Genomic DNA, 14,258 nt, shown 5'->3' on the forward strand with positions numbered 1-14,258 from the left:
ATATGTGTACTTTTCAAATTTAACTTCTGTTGCAAGTTATAACCTTTATAGTATTAAAGCAGAAATTTATGATCGACATAATTAATGAAAAAAAGAATCATTTAAAAACAAATTAAATCATATGTAATTACCGTGCACTAGCATTTAATAAGCTTGTATTAATAATTTATCAATCGTTATTCCAACCCAGGTTTTACTCCTTTTACGAATTAAAATAACGATTTATTTCAACAAAGTCAATGAATAAGTCAACCTTCGAATGTTACATTTTTGTAAATAAAAGGTCGCAAAATGTAGAAATTTGTTGATTATCATTAGATAAAGTCGTTTTCTTGAAAGAATAGCTTTTTTCATTATTTTCACTACATAAAAATAAATAAAATTAAATTATGCAATTGTTAAATATTTTTAAAAGATAAACAAATATACACGTTTATTATATTATTATATTTATCCAAATTATGATATTAAACTCTTTTTTTGAACCTTGCTCTTAAGCTCAGATTGCTCTAAGTTTGAAAACATAAATTAAAGACACTACATGAGTCAGATGTCCTTTACCCCATGAAATTGCTGCTTAAATCATAAATACTATGTAACAATTAAATAACTCTAATAGAATTTTAGAAATATGCGCACGAAAAAATCTACAGATTTTACCAACTGATGAGTTTCGCAGTCTTCCACTGCCGCTCGCTTAGTCTTGAAAAAGTCTGTAGATTTTATAGATACTCGTATTCACGTTATTATCTCTCACTGCTCAAGACCTAGTTATAATCCTCCCAATAGCGATACTTCATTTCATTCTCACCTTTGGTGACGATGATCATGTTCTCGACATGCCCAGTTTCTTTATTTGTCCGGTAGATCATGGTACGGGTTTCTCCCTCATCGGGAACAGAGAACAGCACCTTGTCACTGATCATACCGCCACCAACGCCGACAACGTGTTCCCCCCAGCCGGAGGCTGCGCCCGAACCTGCTCCACTGACGCCAGTCCCGCGCGACAAAATAAGACCCATTCCATATCCGGTAACGGTCTGGGCCGTTTTACCTAGAGCATGTTCTCCGGCTGATTGAGTATGCTTTTGGACCCAGTAATCGTATTTGTCCGTATTTTGCTCATAACTTATAATATTTCCTTTTTTATCTATAGATATATCTGTTTTGCTTCCGTCTTTACCTGTCAGTTCAGTGACGGCAACAAGCGAATCGGATGTGATCTTGGAAGTCTCTCCTGTATTGTAATCTGTGCGAGTAACCGAGTCCTCGTATTGCAGCCGCAGGACATTCATCTGGTCGTGGATTTTCTGTATGACTTGCTTGTCGCCGATGGTCTCCGCGTTTTTCAATAGTTCCTCATATTGATGATATTTATCCGCGTCTGCCTGCTCCCACTCGTCTATATTTTTGGGTGAATTCACGATATCTTCAGCATGATTTCCAGCCTCTCCGCTACCCGCCAGCGCTGCACTAGCGTTCATCGCTGCTGCCAAGGCTGACCAGAAGCCACGTGTGCTCCCAGCATCCGCATTTTTAAACTTCAAAGCAATGCTTTTCAGCTCAATTTCAATGGATTGAACCTTATTTAATATAGAAGAAAGCGTATATTTAGCTGTACGATAGTCATTATAAAAACGATTTCTCTCCATACCATCCCACTGGCTGTGAAGGCGGTTCATTGTGCTATCCAGACCGTTTAGCTGGTTATACAGTATGCCGTGGGCATTGGCAAATTGGGAGGCCACGTTATCCAGCTGCTCCGGTGTGACTTGGATTTTTGTCATGGTGATCACATCCCATCTTCGAAAATAGGAGATAGACATTAAAGTTTACAGTAATCCTTATTTCATATTGTAAGCTATAGAGGTCGGACATTCATGAGGATTTATACGTATTTGTGTATCCAGAAGCAGTTCCTTTGATATAATGAATCCATATGAGTTTATTTCGACAATATATTATTGAAAGTCAGGTGTAAGGACATGTCAGACAAAAAAATTATTTTTTTTGATATCGACGGTACATTACTGGACGATGAAAAGAAGATGCCGTTAACGGCAGAAAAAGCAGTCTTTGCTTTGAAAGAGCAAGGACATGAGGTAGCCATCGCAACAGGACGTGCGCCTTTTATGTTCAAGGATATCCGCGAGCAGTTAGAAATTGATTCCTACGTTAGCTTTAACGGGCAATATGTGGTGCTCCGTGGGGAAGCCGTCGCTACCAATCCGCTGAATCGAGAAGCCTTGCAAGCGATGACTGATCTGGCACTCACACATAATCATGCTCTCGTATATATGGATCATATGGACATGAAGGCCAATATTCCTAACGATGAGCTTGTGGAGAAATCGGTCCAAACGCTTAAGGCCAAGATTTCGGTTGGGTACGATCCGCTCTATTTCCAAGGGAGAGATATTTATCAGACGCTGTTAATGTGTACAGCCGAAGAAGAGCCTTACTATGAAGCGGTATTCAAAGCATTTGACTTTGTACGCTGGCATCCAAGTTCAGTGGACGTTGTTCCTCACGCTGGCTCCAAAGCAAAGGGAATTCGCGAAATTACGTCCAGACTGGGCATTGCCGATGAGAATCAATACGCTTTTGGCGATGGATTAAACGATGTGGAGATGCTGACAACTATACATAACAGTGTCGCGATGGGGAACGGTTGTGATGAAGCCAAAGCCGCTGCTAAAATGGTCACAAAACGCGCAGATGAAGACGGTATTTTATACGGACTGCAAAAGCTTGGTTTGTTAAGCTAACAGAATTTGTTTGACATGCTGAGCATGTTTCGGGAAAAATCAAGTCGGTTTAATGACTTAGATATGAGAAAATAGGAGGTTGTCGTTGGTATGGAAACGGAAGGCTTACGCAATGTCGAACAGCTAGCCCTGAAGAAGTACAAAATTTACAAGCAAAGCCTGCTCCGGTATTTGGCGCGTTCCATGCTGGCGAGTATGTTTATCGGATTCGGCGTTATTGTCGCCTTCAAGACGGGTAACTTTTTTTACATGGAGCATTCTCCATTCACTTATCCCATGGCGGCGCTCACCTTTGGGGCAGCCATCATTCTGATCGCGTACGGCGGCGGTGATTTGTTTACTGGCAACACCTTCTATTACACCTATGCTGCGCTCCGTAAAAAGCTGCGCTGGGGTCAGGTGCTTCGATTGTGGACTGCCAGCTATGGAGGTAACTTGTTAGGTGCGGGGGTATTCGCACTCCTTATATACCTGACAGGGCTGTTTGACTCCTCCAGCGTGAACAGCTTTCTGCTGAACGTAGTTGAGCATAAAATGGAAGCGCCTGCAATGCAGCTATTCTTCCGCGCTATTTTGTGTAATTGGCTGGTCTGCCTCGCCTTTTTTGTGCCGATGTTTATGAAGGAAAATGGCGCAAAGATGTTCGCTATGATGCTGTTTGTATTCTGCTTTTTCATTTCGGGATATGAGCATAGTGTAGCTAACATGTGTACTTTCGCCATTGCGCTCGTGCTGGACCATCCGGGTACGGTCTCTGTCGCTGGCGTCATCCATAATCTCGTTCCGGTTACGCTTGGGAATCTGGTGGGTGGCGTGCTGCTTATGGGGGTTATGTACTATTCGGTGAATCTCCCGTTTTTGGACGAGGAGGAACATTAAAAAAGAAGCCGTGGAACCTGAGTTCCATGGCTTCTTTGCATTCATTTTGAAAATAGCGTATGCAGTGTCTGCAGGTGCTTCTTTGCTGTTTATTCTGCTTGAGCAGGAAAATGAATAAATTCCTCCAACTCCTTGAACAGCTTTTTGGGATTGACGTTGTCAGGTACAACCAGAGTTAGCGGCTCATCCAGCTTGAGCACATACATGCCTAAAATGGATTTGGCATCTGCCATGCCGCTTTTGCCATGAATCCAGATGTCATACGTATAATTGGATACGATTTGATTGATCTTCTCAATATCCTTAACGTTTTTTACCTTGATCGGTGTCATCATTGCACAGCACTCCCCTGCGTTGAATTAGGGCTTACGAAACAAGCCTTAACATCACTTTACCCTATTTATAAAGAACGTTGCAAAATCTTAATTTAGAAAATAACATGCGGCGCGGAGCTAACCTTCCAGTAGCTGCCGACCTTTTCAAAATTCACGGTGATTTTCTCGTTTGGCTGTTTGGCTTCTGCCGGATAAGGCACGGTCAGCAGGTAGCTGCGCTTCACCGGAGTCATGGTTACCATTTTCGCCGTAGCCCGGCTAAACTCTAGCAAATTGCCGCCATCTGCATTCAACTGAGCTAGTCTGCCATTGACCTCAACAAAAAATTTACTGACAAATTGCTCACTGGCCTGTTTGGTATAGGCCTGCGTCAGATAGTTGATCAATTTGGTCTTCGTGCCGATGTCCTCGGACAAATAGCGGTAGCTTTTACCATTCAACTGGAACGCTTGGCCCAACGATTTGCCACCGCTGGTGGCATACTGATAACGAGACTGTGCCTCCAGCACAAGCGGAATCGCACTCTCATGGTTCAGCTTGTCCAGCTGGATTGGATTCACGCTGGTAGCCGTAGCTGCAGCTGGCGCCGAAGTGGACGGCTGCTGCGGCTTGGACGGCTTGGCAGTCGATGGTACGGACGGGACAGCCGCTGGCGCTACCGACGTAGATGGGCGCGGTGCTGGTGCAGACGGAGCTGCTGGTTTAGCCGTTTGGACGGAACCTGCGGCTGGGGCTGTTGTTGCTGGAACTGACGGCGCTTGCGCAGGAGCCGGCGTCGTAACAGACGCAGATGCTGCTGGTGCTGGCACCTGGGCCGGTACGGTAGCTGACGGAACGGCGACGCTTGGTTGCGCTGCGTTCGCTGGAGCGGACACAGCGGGCGCAGCAGCGGCAACCTGTGCCGCGCTCAAAAGTGTGGCCGCAACACATAGTGCGGATAGTTTCGTATTTATTTTCATACTTCTATACACCTCCATAATCATATGTCTGCATAAACTGCACACGTCTCTATTATAAGAATTTTGTTTCTCGATTGGGTTGCTAAATTGTTTCTATTTGCCTTTTTTTGTTCATTCTGCGCGAAGTTTGTCCGTATTTACCGGGAGCGTAGGTTCTGACCGCTTCTCCTGCTTTTCCTCGATCTCTTCCAGGGATCGTGACATTTGCTTCATTGATTGGTCCAGCTGCTCCAATCTACGGTTAAGGGTGACGAGAATGTATTTTAACAGAATCAGGCTTAATGTTGCAGGGAATCCGACATTAGTTACGAGCTCGATCATGCTTTCTGTCGTTAAAGAACTCACAGATTCCGCCTCCTTTTTCATACATAAGTTGCCTCAATAGGAACTAATGTTCCCATTATTATGAAAATCATACGTACTCTTCTATGCCCATAACAAAAAGAGCCCCGATTAGCCTGGAGCCCTATCTGATACTATTCATTTAACCTGCACTCACCCCACTATCGAGCTGCTGCACATCAAGGAGTGTATATGTTCGGCTGCTGGGGCTTGGACATCCCTTCTCCCAAATAAAATCCGGTGTGCGGTGGCTGATTATAGGCTATGTTCTGCCAGGCCACACTCAGGCGGTACACCGGATCATGCATAAGCGTGTAAAATCGGTGTTCTGACTCATAAGGTGTTGTATAGATACGAAGCGCCGAATTATCACTTTTGCGCCAAATGACTTCCTCCCGCCAGTCACCGAACAGATCAGCCTGCAGCGACGGCGTTCCTTTGGTCCCGTTATTGGAACTCGTCCCTGTGGCCGTAAGCAAGTTGGAAGTCGTCGAGTTCGTATAGTTCCACTTGTCGATTTTACCAGCGCTTGAGGAGGTATGATCCAGCAGTTCACGGAGGAGATCCCCATCCCACCAAATTCCGAAGTTAATGGAGGACGGCATCGTGTTGGTAATGAGCTCTCCCTTGGCTGAACGTAACCCGATGCCCGGTGCCCACTGTTCGTTTCCTTTGGTACGCGGATCAATGTCTGCCGACATGCCTCGTCCGGTATCCTTGCCTGTTTTTACGCCCCATAAAATGTTGCCATTACGCGGATCATACATGGCGGCTCCGTAAGTGGCATTTTTGTCCTCGTTCACCTTGAACACTTCATAACCTGAACGGTCCGGGTCCAAATCGCCTACATGAAGTGCATCGCCGTGCCCCATCCCCGTGTTAGCCAGCTTCGCCCCGTTATCGTCTACAACCAGCGAGCCATACACGATCTCATCCTTATCATCTCCATCCACATCTGCCACGCTCAAACTGTGATTCCCCTGTCCAGCCGTCCCGGCGTTGGTGGAGCTATTGCTGTCAAAGGTCCAGCGGCGGCTTAGATTGCCGTTCCGCCAATCATATGCGACTAGAACGGTGCGCGTGTAGTAACCACGTGCCATCACTATGCTGGGTCTTACGCCATCCAGATAAGCAACCCCGGCGAGAAAACGATCCACACGGTTACCATAGTTATCTCCCCAGCTGGACACCGTTCCGCGCGGAGGTACATAGTCAATCGTGCTAAGAGCCTTGCCTGTATCACCTGAGAACACAGTTAGAAACTCGGGACCTTTCAAAATATATCCACTCGTGTTGCGATGATCAGCCGATGCGTCGCCAATCTTTACTCCTGTACCATCTACCGTGCCGTCTGCTGTCTTGCATACAACCTCTGCTTTACCATCTCCATCAAAATCATAGACGAGAAATTGCGTATAGTGTGCACCAGCCCGAATATTCCGTCCCAGATCAATTCGCCATTTGCGTGTTCCATCCAGCTCATATCCGTCCAAAAATACATTTCCCGTATAACCGGATTGCGAATTATCCTTAGAATTGGAAGGGTCCCATTTCAACACAATCTCATACTCGCCATCCCCATCGAGATCCCCCACACTGGCATCATTGGCATTGTACGTGTAGTTCACATGATCCGGGGTTGTGCCTCCTGCAGGCTGCTGGATGGGAACGTCCAGATAGTTGTTGTTCCATACCTTTACCGCTGGAGAAGCGGCCTGCTCTGCTCCATTGACCACGGCACGAACGGTATACGAAGATGATGTCGTACCTGCCTTGTCCAGAAAGTTGGTTCTCGATGTAATCGGCGCATCATTCACCTTGCTTGACCCTCTGTACAGATTGAAGCCAACCGAACCCGCTTCCGTACCCAATAAACGCCAGCTCACCAGTATCCCCTCTGGTACCTTCACTGCGACAGTTCCCCTGTTCAGCTTCTCCATTTGCCTCGTAGACGCAGCTGAGATTGGGCTATCCATTGGAGTGACCACTCCACACAACATGACACCGAGACAGAGCAACACAGTATGCCGAAATTTTTTGTTCATCTGATCATTAGCTCCTTTCATGGTTTGTATTTTCAATAAATTTATTTTATATGACTGATAAGTTATGGTTGTTTAAATCTTATGATAGCGCTTACATCATTGTAAAGGGACGATTCCGTCCTTTTTGTTCAAAAATCCGGGCTAATGCTTTAAAAATCAGAGGTCCATGAATAATCGTTCTTCGTCAGCTATGCTTTGGATATCCTCTGAGCTAATACTGATATATTGATAGCCTTCTGCCTGTTGTTTTTTCAATGCCAGTTCCTTCATAAAACGTGGGCTGCCCTCTCCGGCATCCTCATCGTACACAAGCAATAAACCGTCTGTTTTGCGGAAAAGGAGTTCATCCCGTGCCTTGAGTTGCCATATTCCCTGATACGGCTGGCGGCTAACCACTCCCACATAGTCAACTTCGGCACAAATCTGCTGAAAATATTCCTTTTTATCCTCTTTCCATTTTTCCTCCATATTTTGATAAGCCATCATAATAGAGCATTTTAAGTGAGGATATTGCTCCTTTAATGCAATGACGACCTCGCAAGCCCACAAGTCCACCCCGTATTGACCAGGGGTAATTACCCATTCCAGCCCTTCTTCGATCAGGGGAATCAGTCTGCCTGCAATCGCCTTTTTAATGTATGGAATACCTTCGTGCTTTTGACTAAAAATATTCAGCTCATGGGCACGATAGCCAGAAACGAGCAAGTTTTTCATCATCTCATCGTCCTTCTGAAATTATCATAAAGATTATTGTAAAAACGAACCTCTGCCCTATGGGCTTAACAAGGTTCGTTTTTGGGAAGCTGGTGTTAATTTAGCATTGCTTTTTGGTGCTTAATATTTTTATTACCTCCGCATATCACGCCTTGGACGAGTTTACACGCCGATCTTGAATTCTAACATTGCTGCTCAATATACCAGCATCGCTACTTACTTTGAACGATGGGTAACTTGGATCTGCCTCAAGCCGCATTTGGCTATCGAACTGCTGCTCCTGCTGCCGATCTACCCAAAAAGAATACGAATCGGACTGAATTGCTGTGTCGGTTGCATTCGGTGCATCGATCACCAAAACGGTAAGTACGCCGTTGCATCCACAATCCTCTGTATCATAAAACAACTTGAACATGCCTGGCCGTCCTGAAAGGACCATTGCTAGCCTTTCAACCGACAAGGAATCCAACTCTAAATGTATACTCATGAAATGAATTCTCTCCTTTGTAATTGAAGTGTTTGGATATATTAGGACTCTACAACTTCAAAAAGTCTAAATATAAACTATATTTTCATTATAATCATCTAAAAACTTTAAGTACAAGGAGATCATTAATGATCGCATTTACAAAAGGATACACTGCACCTAGCTTGGCAGCAGGTATTGCCTCTCTCCTGTTAGGTATGGTTCCTAGTGAAAAAGAAGCTCTCAAAAGTAGGATTATTAATGGTTAGTGGGAGATGGGATATCTTCAAGACTTTTTGGAGGACAACCGAGGGAAATATGATTTGATTGATGTCAAATTTTTATTTATTAAATATGAAACAGAGGGAGTCGCTCTCTTACTTGTCGATCAGTCAGTCTACTTGCTACAGATACCCCGGCTGGTTAAAACCAGCCTTTAGTTTCAACCATGTATTAAAAAGGGCTCTCCTGGATTTCTCCAGAACCCCCTACTTCTCAATCAATCAGCATTGCAGCTTCAAATGTAGCGTTCGTTTTTTTGAATGAAAACAATTCAAAATTCTGATATGATATCCACTACCTGCCGGGATACCATCAAAAGATCTACTGTACCAGGTACTAGAATCTTTTTCAGAACTGTTTCCAGATACCTTCTGTGGAACACTCCATTCTTTCCATCCATTCCATACATCTTGCACAATCTCATATCTATTAACAGCTTTTACGTCACTAATACCTGTGTCTTGCCATCCTTTGATTGTCGCCGAATGGGATGAACCAACAGAAAATGCGTCGCCCCCAATTAGTACAGTTCCATATTGAACCCCACTAAGTCTATAATAGTCTACAGCCGCATTTGTAGAAATTTCAGATGGATTCAGTGCTTTAACGGTTGCAGGATTGCCATCACCAAGAACTAACTTCCACTCTTCACCATCTTTGATTACTTTCAAATTTTGTTTTTCCCCATCCTCTTTGACTGTAACTGCTACACTCGAATTGGACTCTTTTTGGGCACCAACAACTTCAATTTTGTCAAAATCAGTTCTATTACTGCATCCGAAAAATTCTTTTCGTGCATAGCAGTTAAGTATTTTGTGACAACTTTTTGAGCCTCTTGCTCGGATTGATCGACAGCAGTTTCGGATGTAGCTTGATCTTTTGTTAAAGCTTCAGAAGCAGAAACCGAAACTGAAGTATCAGCCGACGGAACAACAGGTGCAGCGGATACAGAAGTACCTAATGCAGCCACCATTGTAAGTGTAGCAAGTAGCGTAAACCATTTTTCTTCATTCAAAATTCCCTCTTACCATTATTTTTTGATCTTTAGAAATTTAGGAAAACAGTTATACATCGTTTAGGGTCTTAATAAGGAGGAAATAAAAATGGAATTTTTAATCTTAGTACCACAGTTTTTAATCCAGGTGTTTACTATTTTCATCGCTTTAGTGATATAGATACATTTTTCATATGTATTGTATGCCTCCATAATGTCGTAGACTCTCGAATGGTCATTGTTTTCTTCTTTACGCCCTCTGCTAACCATCCCATGATATATCCCCCGATATGTTTTTTATTGTGGTTTTATAACCTTAAAAGCCCCCTCTTGTATTAACAGAGAAGGCTTTTAAGCGCTAACAGATGTTTTTGATTACTTATCGTTTTCCACATTTGCAAGTTTTCTTGATTTTTTTCACTTTCTTCACAACGCTGCTTTTACCACTATTTTTGCGCGAGCTGTTGTTGTTTCCGTTATGGTCTACTCTGCATTCCTCGCAAAGATCCCAGTGGTCACCATACCAGCAAGCTCTGCGACATCTTCTGTGACATCTGTGTTCTGGAGAGTTATATTGCGTTATTTTCTTTTTTACTGGACGACGTGTATTAGCCAATTGGATTCACCTCCCCTCATGCTCTATTACATGCTAAGAGGATGAAAAATGCTTGTACTAATAACAGAAGACAAATCAATCAAAATTGATAACGGATCGCTACTTCAATTGCATTGAGGACACGAGGGAAGTTAACAGAGGCAAAAACGATTTGGTTACAAATATAGGAAAACTACATCATAAAAAATACCTGGCATAAGCATAAGTAAGTAAAATATTTGGAACTGTATATCTAGTCTAGCGTCTTTTCAATTTTCAAAATCGGCAAACTCGATAAAATAAGTATCCGATTGTCCCCCAAAAAAAAGACAGCAGCAGCCTTGGACGAGAAAATAAAGTCCTAGACTACCGCTGTTTGATTAAACAAACGTTTCCCTTTAGCTTAATGCCAAAAGGAGTAGAGACCGCGACGGAAAACTACTCCTTGGAGTGTTGAACTTTCATTCAAGGATACTATAATTCTCGCTCATCGAAGTCTTAATCTTTTGTTACAATTCTTCCACTCTTGTGTTAGCCGGAAAATATGACCCGGTGGATTGATGGGAAACGTTGAAAAGCAAGCTACTGCCAAGCATCACTCATGCATAACTACACATCTTTCTCCATTAGAAGCATCCCAACCAAATCTGTATGGAAATCTCTAATTTTTTACCAAGCAATCCTTATAAACTAATTTCGCAAAAGTAAGTCTGCCAAATATTGTAAGATACATGCAGTGAAAACCTTCAGCTTTTCTGTTCGAAGTTTTTTTGCCTCCCCCCAATATACACAATTAAGGTGTATGCCTTCCCACATATTGATAAGTACCTTTCGGGTATGCAATCCACTCATTCTGCTGATTAAAAACGGGCGATCCGCATGTTATACCTTGTTTACGAACAAATGTCCCACCTTGAGGAAACAATTGATCCTGCGAATGAGGCTCTCCAAGCACATCTACCACAGTTCCATGATATTTTAGTACATATGCGACCGTATTAAATTCGCTTGGGTTATAAAAATGACCCTCTTGATTAAAATAGGAAACATTTGTAACATCTATAAAATCGTAAAAGATGCTGTTTATGATCAGATACGGTATTAATGGGTTAACCGGATATAGCGCTATGCTGGACACGTTCATGCGGTTCGTATTTTTCATGAATTGGTGAACCTCCAGCTCATATCCTTCTATTTTATGAGAGAAGTCACATTCTCGGTTGTAAAACAATTGCAGCACGATGCGACCGTCTCCACCATCGACATATTGTGAAAAGAACAAAAAAAATGCCTCCTGTGGTTCCTAATGAACCTGAAATATAGTCGCTCTGCCAGGCGGTACCACTAAATACAACGTGAACGTCCAGCTTTGTAACATCTAATTAGATCAAAGTTGAGCTATAAGTAGAGCCAGTGACTGTATAGGTGAAAAACACGCTCGCTCTACCACCTTTCCCATCCTCTGCTGTCACAAACACCTGTGTGCTTCCTGCTGATTTGGGCTTTAACGTAAGCTGTTGACTTGCTACTTCTGCTTTTACTACGTTTACATCTGAAGTGATCGCACGATACGATAGCTCATCCTGATCAGCACCAAAAAATACATTTTTTAAATCTACTAGTGTATCTTCAGAACCTACAATGCCATATTGATCGGGAGGAACTGTGGCTGTAACAGGTACATGGTTAGGTGTGGGTGTTGGATTCGTTATAGAACTGCCACATTCCTCATGACTCACCGGAGCACCCGGGTGGAAAGCTCCCGTTGGGTCCTCAGTCATTAGACCTGCCGCACGCACCGCCTCTATATAAGGAAGGGCCCAACTCCCCTGTGTGTCATTAAAAGTTACTGCTTTCGCCGTTACGGCAAGCTTAAGTACATTAGCCAGCAAAGCGGCCATTTCCTTACCCGTCAGTGGTTGATCTGGCTGAAATGAGCCATCTGGATAACCGGTGATCAGCCCTTGCTTCACAGCCTCCTGTACCACCTGCAACGCTTGGGATGACATATTGGATTGATCGGTAAAAGATACTGTATTCGCTTTACTCACAATTACTGACGTGTCCCCTTTCTTTTCCACATGAACAAAGCTGTGGTCTTCATGCCATACCTGCCAGCAACGTCACAATTAGCGCCTTCTGCCATTCTTTATTGGTTCTTGATCACCAGTTTTTCCTCGTTCACGGTTCATTCTTTTGTTAGTGAAAAGATCTTATCATCCGCTTCTGAACCGATTCTGAACAACATTAAAATTTTATTTATTCACAATTGAAAATTGATAGAGAAAAAAAGAGCACTTAGCCAATTAGGGCTAAGCACTCTAAAATTTTTATAAACATTGATGTAGAGACCGTATCAGGAAGTTGTAGGCTCCCATTGAAAGGTAGCTGCTGACTTGGATGGAAGGGTTGATTTGAAAACGTGATTTCCCTGCCGAACCTTAAAGGTCTTGGTGTTCTCTCCCGTATTGGCGGCAATCAGGACCAGCGTACCGTCGGGGTTACGATAAGCGACTGTTTCGATACTTCCACTATAGTGGGTAGAATCAATACGTACCGCACCTGGACGAACAAATTTGCTGGCATGTCCAATCGCATAGTATTCTACATTTTTTGTAACGGCACCGCTTAACGGGTCGATGGTCACTACACCTCTGCAGTTGGTACATCCACCATTGGCCGGACCGCCGGATGGATCAAGTGCAATATTCCAAAAGAGGACGTTTTGCGACCAGTTTCGAGGTGCACCAATAATCAGCTTGGACATATCCCAGCTTAAATCATCTCCAAAGCCTGGGCTCCATGCTCCTCCGCTGCATTCTGTCATATAAACAGGCTTATCCGGAAAAGCATCGTGCACGTCTGTCATCGCTGTCGGCTCTCCTTGGTAGCAATGAAAGGCTGTTCCGTGCGTATAGCTTCGAGCCTGTTCGTCTCCCAGCACGGTCTTGGCATATTCACTCCCTGTATCCCAGTTATGGTCAAAGGCAATAATGTGGGTAGACAAATCGTTTCGACTTAAAGCAGGGCCTAAGTATTGCTTGATAAATTTCGCCTGCTCCACTGCTCCCATACTCATGCTGGGATACTTGGACGTGGTGAATTCCGGTTCATTTTGAATGGAAATCGCCTGAATTGGGACTCCCTCGTTCGCAAAGGCTTGTATATAACGAACAAAATAGTCAGCATACGCCTGATAGACACGCGGATCGGTATAATCCAAATACCAGCCGTTATATATCTGCTCACCATATTTCATCCAGGGCGGGGCCGTCCAAGGAGTCCCCATAATCCGTAGATCCTGGTTTCTTCTCAGAATTTGCTTCAGCACATCGATCACATCCCGATCCTTGGCAATGGAAAAATGATTTAGCTCATAGTCCTTGCCGGTTGCCACATCATCGTAAGTATAGCTGCTAGGTTGTCCCTGTTCATCCACTGAATAATCTGATGCTCCAATGGTATGGCGAATATAGCTTAATTGAATGCCGCCAGCTGTAAACAAATCATTGAGCAACTGGTCACGTTGATTGGCAGACATGCCATGATTCATCAGATATGCGGACGAACCGGACACGGCTGCACCAAACCCTTCCATCGTCTGGTAACGAATATTGGGTCTAATCTCAACCGTCAGTGTATCCGCACTCGCTGCAGCTTCGTTACTGTCGTCTATTCTCCATGGAATTGGGGCTTGTTGTGTTAGACGATTCGCGGGGTCCGGTGTGGTTAGCCACATACTGACATTCTTTTCGCCTGCCGTGTTCACACCATTCTGCATAGCCAGACTGACCAGAATAGCACCAATCAAGATGATAGCTGCAACTATAAGCAGCAAGAAGTCAGAACGTCGTTGTTTTTGGAGTTTCTTCATCTATA

The 14,258-nt window shown here is 43.8% G+C and carries 14 protein-coding genes; 2 read left to right on the plus strand and 12 right to left on the minus strand.

Translation table 11 applies throughout. The annotated features are described in order from the left end of the window. Positions 1-767 precede the first annotated feature (767 nt). Complete coding sequence (locus MMB75_RS16095; RefSeq protein ID WP_025364130.1) at positions 768-1,787, minus strand: WXG100 family type VII secretion target; 1,020 nt, start codon at positions 1,785-1,787, stop codon at positions 768-770. A gap of 198 nt (positions 1,788-1,985) precedes the next feature. Between MMB75_RS16095 and MMB75_RS16100 the strand changes: the two genes are divergently transcribed. Beyond that, complete coding sequence (locus MMB75_RS16100) at positions 1,986-2,768, plus strand: Cof-type HAD-IIB family hydrolase (RefSeq protein ID WP_025364129.1); 783 nt, start codon at positions 1,986-1,988, stop codon at positions 2,766-2,768. Between the two features lie 90 nt (positions 2,769-2,858). Further along, positions 2,859-3,647, plus strand: a complete 789-nt coding sequence (locus tag MMB75_RS16105; protein ID WP_016819917.1) for a formate/nitrite transporter family protein — start codon at positions 2,859-2,861, stop codon at positions 3,645-3,647. A gap of 89 nt (positions 3,648-3,736) precedes the next feature. On the opposite strand, the gene MMB75_RS16110 is transcribed toward MMB75_RS16105, so the two are convergent. From MMB75_RS16110 to MMB75_RS16160, 11 genes are all read right to left on the minus strand, one after another. Beyond that, positions 3,737-3,982, minus strand: a complete 246-nt coding sequence (locus MMB75_RS16110; RefSeq protein ID WP_016819915.1) for an HPr family phosphocarrier protein — start codon at positions 3,980-3,982, stop codon at positions 3,737-3,739. Between the two features lie 92 nt (positions 3,983-4,074). Continuing rightward, on the minus strand, positions 4,075-4,941 hold the full coding sequence (locus MMB75_RS16115) for a DL-endopeptidase inhibitor IseA family protein (RefSeq protein WP_025364128.1): 867 nt from the start codon (positions 4,939-4,941) through the stop codon (positions 4,075-4,077). A 111-nt stretch (positions 4,942-5,052) separates the two neighbouring features. Then, positions 5,053-5,286, minus strand: coding sequence for a hypothetical protein (locus MMB75_RS16120; protein WP_025364127.1), 234 nt, complete (start codon positions 5,284-5,286; stop codon positions 5,053-5,055). A gap of 176 nt (positions 5,287-5,462) precedes the next feature. Then, on the minus strand, positions 5,463-7,328 hold the full coding sequence (locus tag MMB75_RS16125; RefSeq protein WP_442604714.1) for a rhamnogalacturonan lyase: 1,866 nt from the start codon (positions 7,326-7,328) through the stop codon (positions 5,463-5,465). Positions 7,329-7,484: 156 nt separating this feature from the next. Beyond that, on the minus strand, positions 7,485-8,042 hold the full coding sequence (locus MMB75_RS16130) for an SLOG family protein (protein WP_025364125.1): 558 nt from the start codon (positions 8,040-8,042) through the stop codon (positions 7,485-7,487). Positions 8,043-8,187: 145 nt separating this feature from the next. Beyond that, positions 8,188-8,529, minus strand: a complete 342-nt coding sequence (locus MMB75_RS16135; protein ID WP_025364124.1) for an iron-sulfur cluster biosynthesis family protein — start codon at positions 8,527-8,529, stop codon at positions 8,188-8,190. Positions 8,530-9,011: 482 nt separating this feature from the next. Beyond that, positions 9,012-9,461: a hypothetical protein gene (locus MMB75_RS16140; RefSeq protein ID WP_025364123.1), complete on the minus strand. Its 450-nt coding sequence runs from the start codon at positions 9,459-9,461 to the stop codon at positions 9,012-9,014. Between the two features lie 35 nt (positions 9,462-9,496). Further along, entirely contained in the window at positions 9,497-9,805 is a 309-nt protein-coding gene (locus MMB75_RS16145; protein ID WP_225164846.1) for a hypothetical protein, read from the minus strand. A gap of 1,367 nt (positions 9,806-11,172) precedes the next feature. After that, the gene (locus MMB75_RS16150; RefSeq protein WP_025364121.1) at positions 11,173-11,661 is read right to left on the minus strand and encodes a hypothetical protein; all 489 of its coding nucleotides are present in this window, start codon (positions 11,659-11,661) and stop codon (positions 11,173-11,175) included. A 100-nt stretch (positions 11,662-11,761) separates the two neighbouring features. Continuing rightward, positions 11,762-12,430, minus strand: coding sequence for an S-layer homology domain-containing protein (locus MMB75_RS16155; RefSeq protein WP_025364120.1), 669 nt, complete (start codon positions 12,428-12,430; stop codon positions 11,762-11,764). 305 nt (positions 12,431-12,735) lie between these two features. Then, the gene (locus tag MMB75_RS16160) at positions 12,736-14,253 is read right to left on the minus strand and encodes a glycoside hydrolase family 30 protein (RefSeq protein WP_025364119.1); all 1,518 of its coding nucleotides are present in this window, start codon (positions 14,251-14,253) and stop codon (positions 12,736-12,738) included. Between the last annotated feature and the right edge of the window lie 5 nt (positions 14,254-14,258).

The sequence above is a fragment of the Paenibacillus sp. P2(2022) genome, assembly GCF_029522175.1.
GTDB lineage: Bacteria > Bacillota > Bacilli > Paenibacillales > Paenibacillaceae > Paenibacillus > Paenibacillus polymyxa.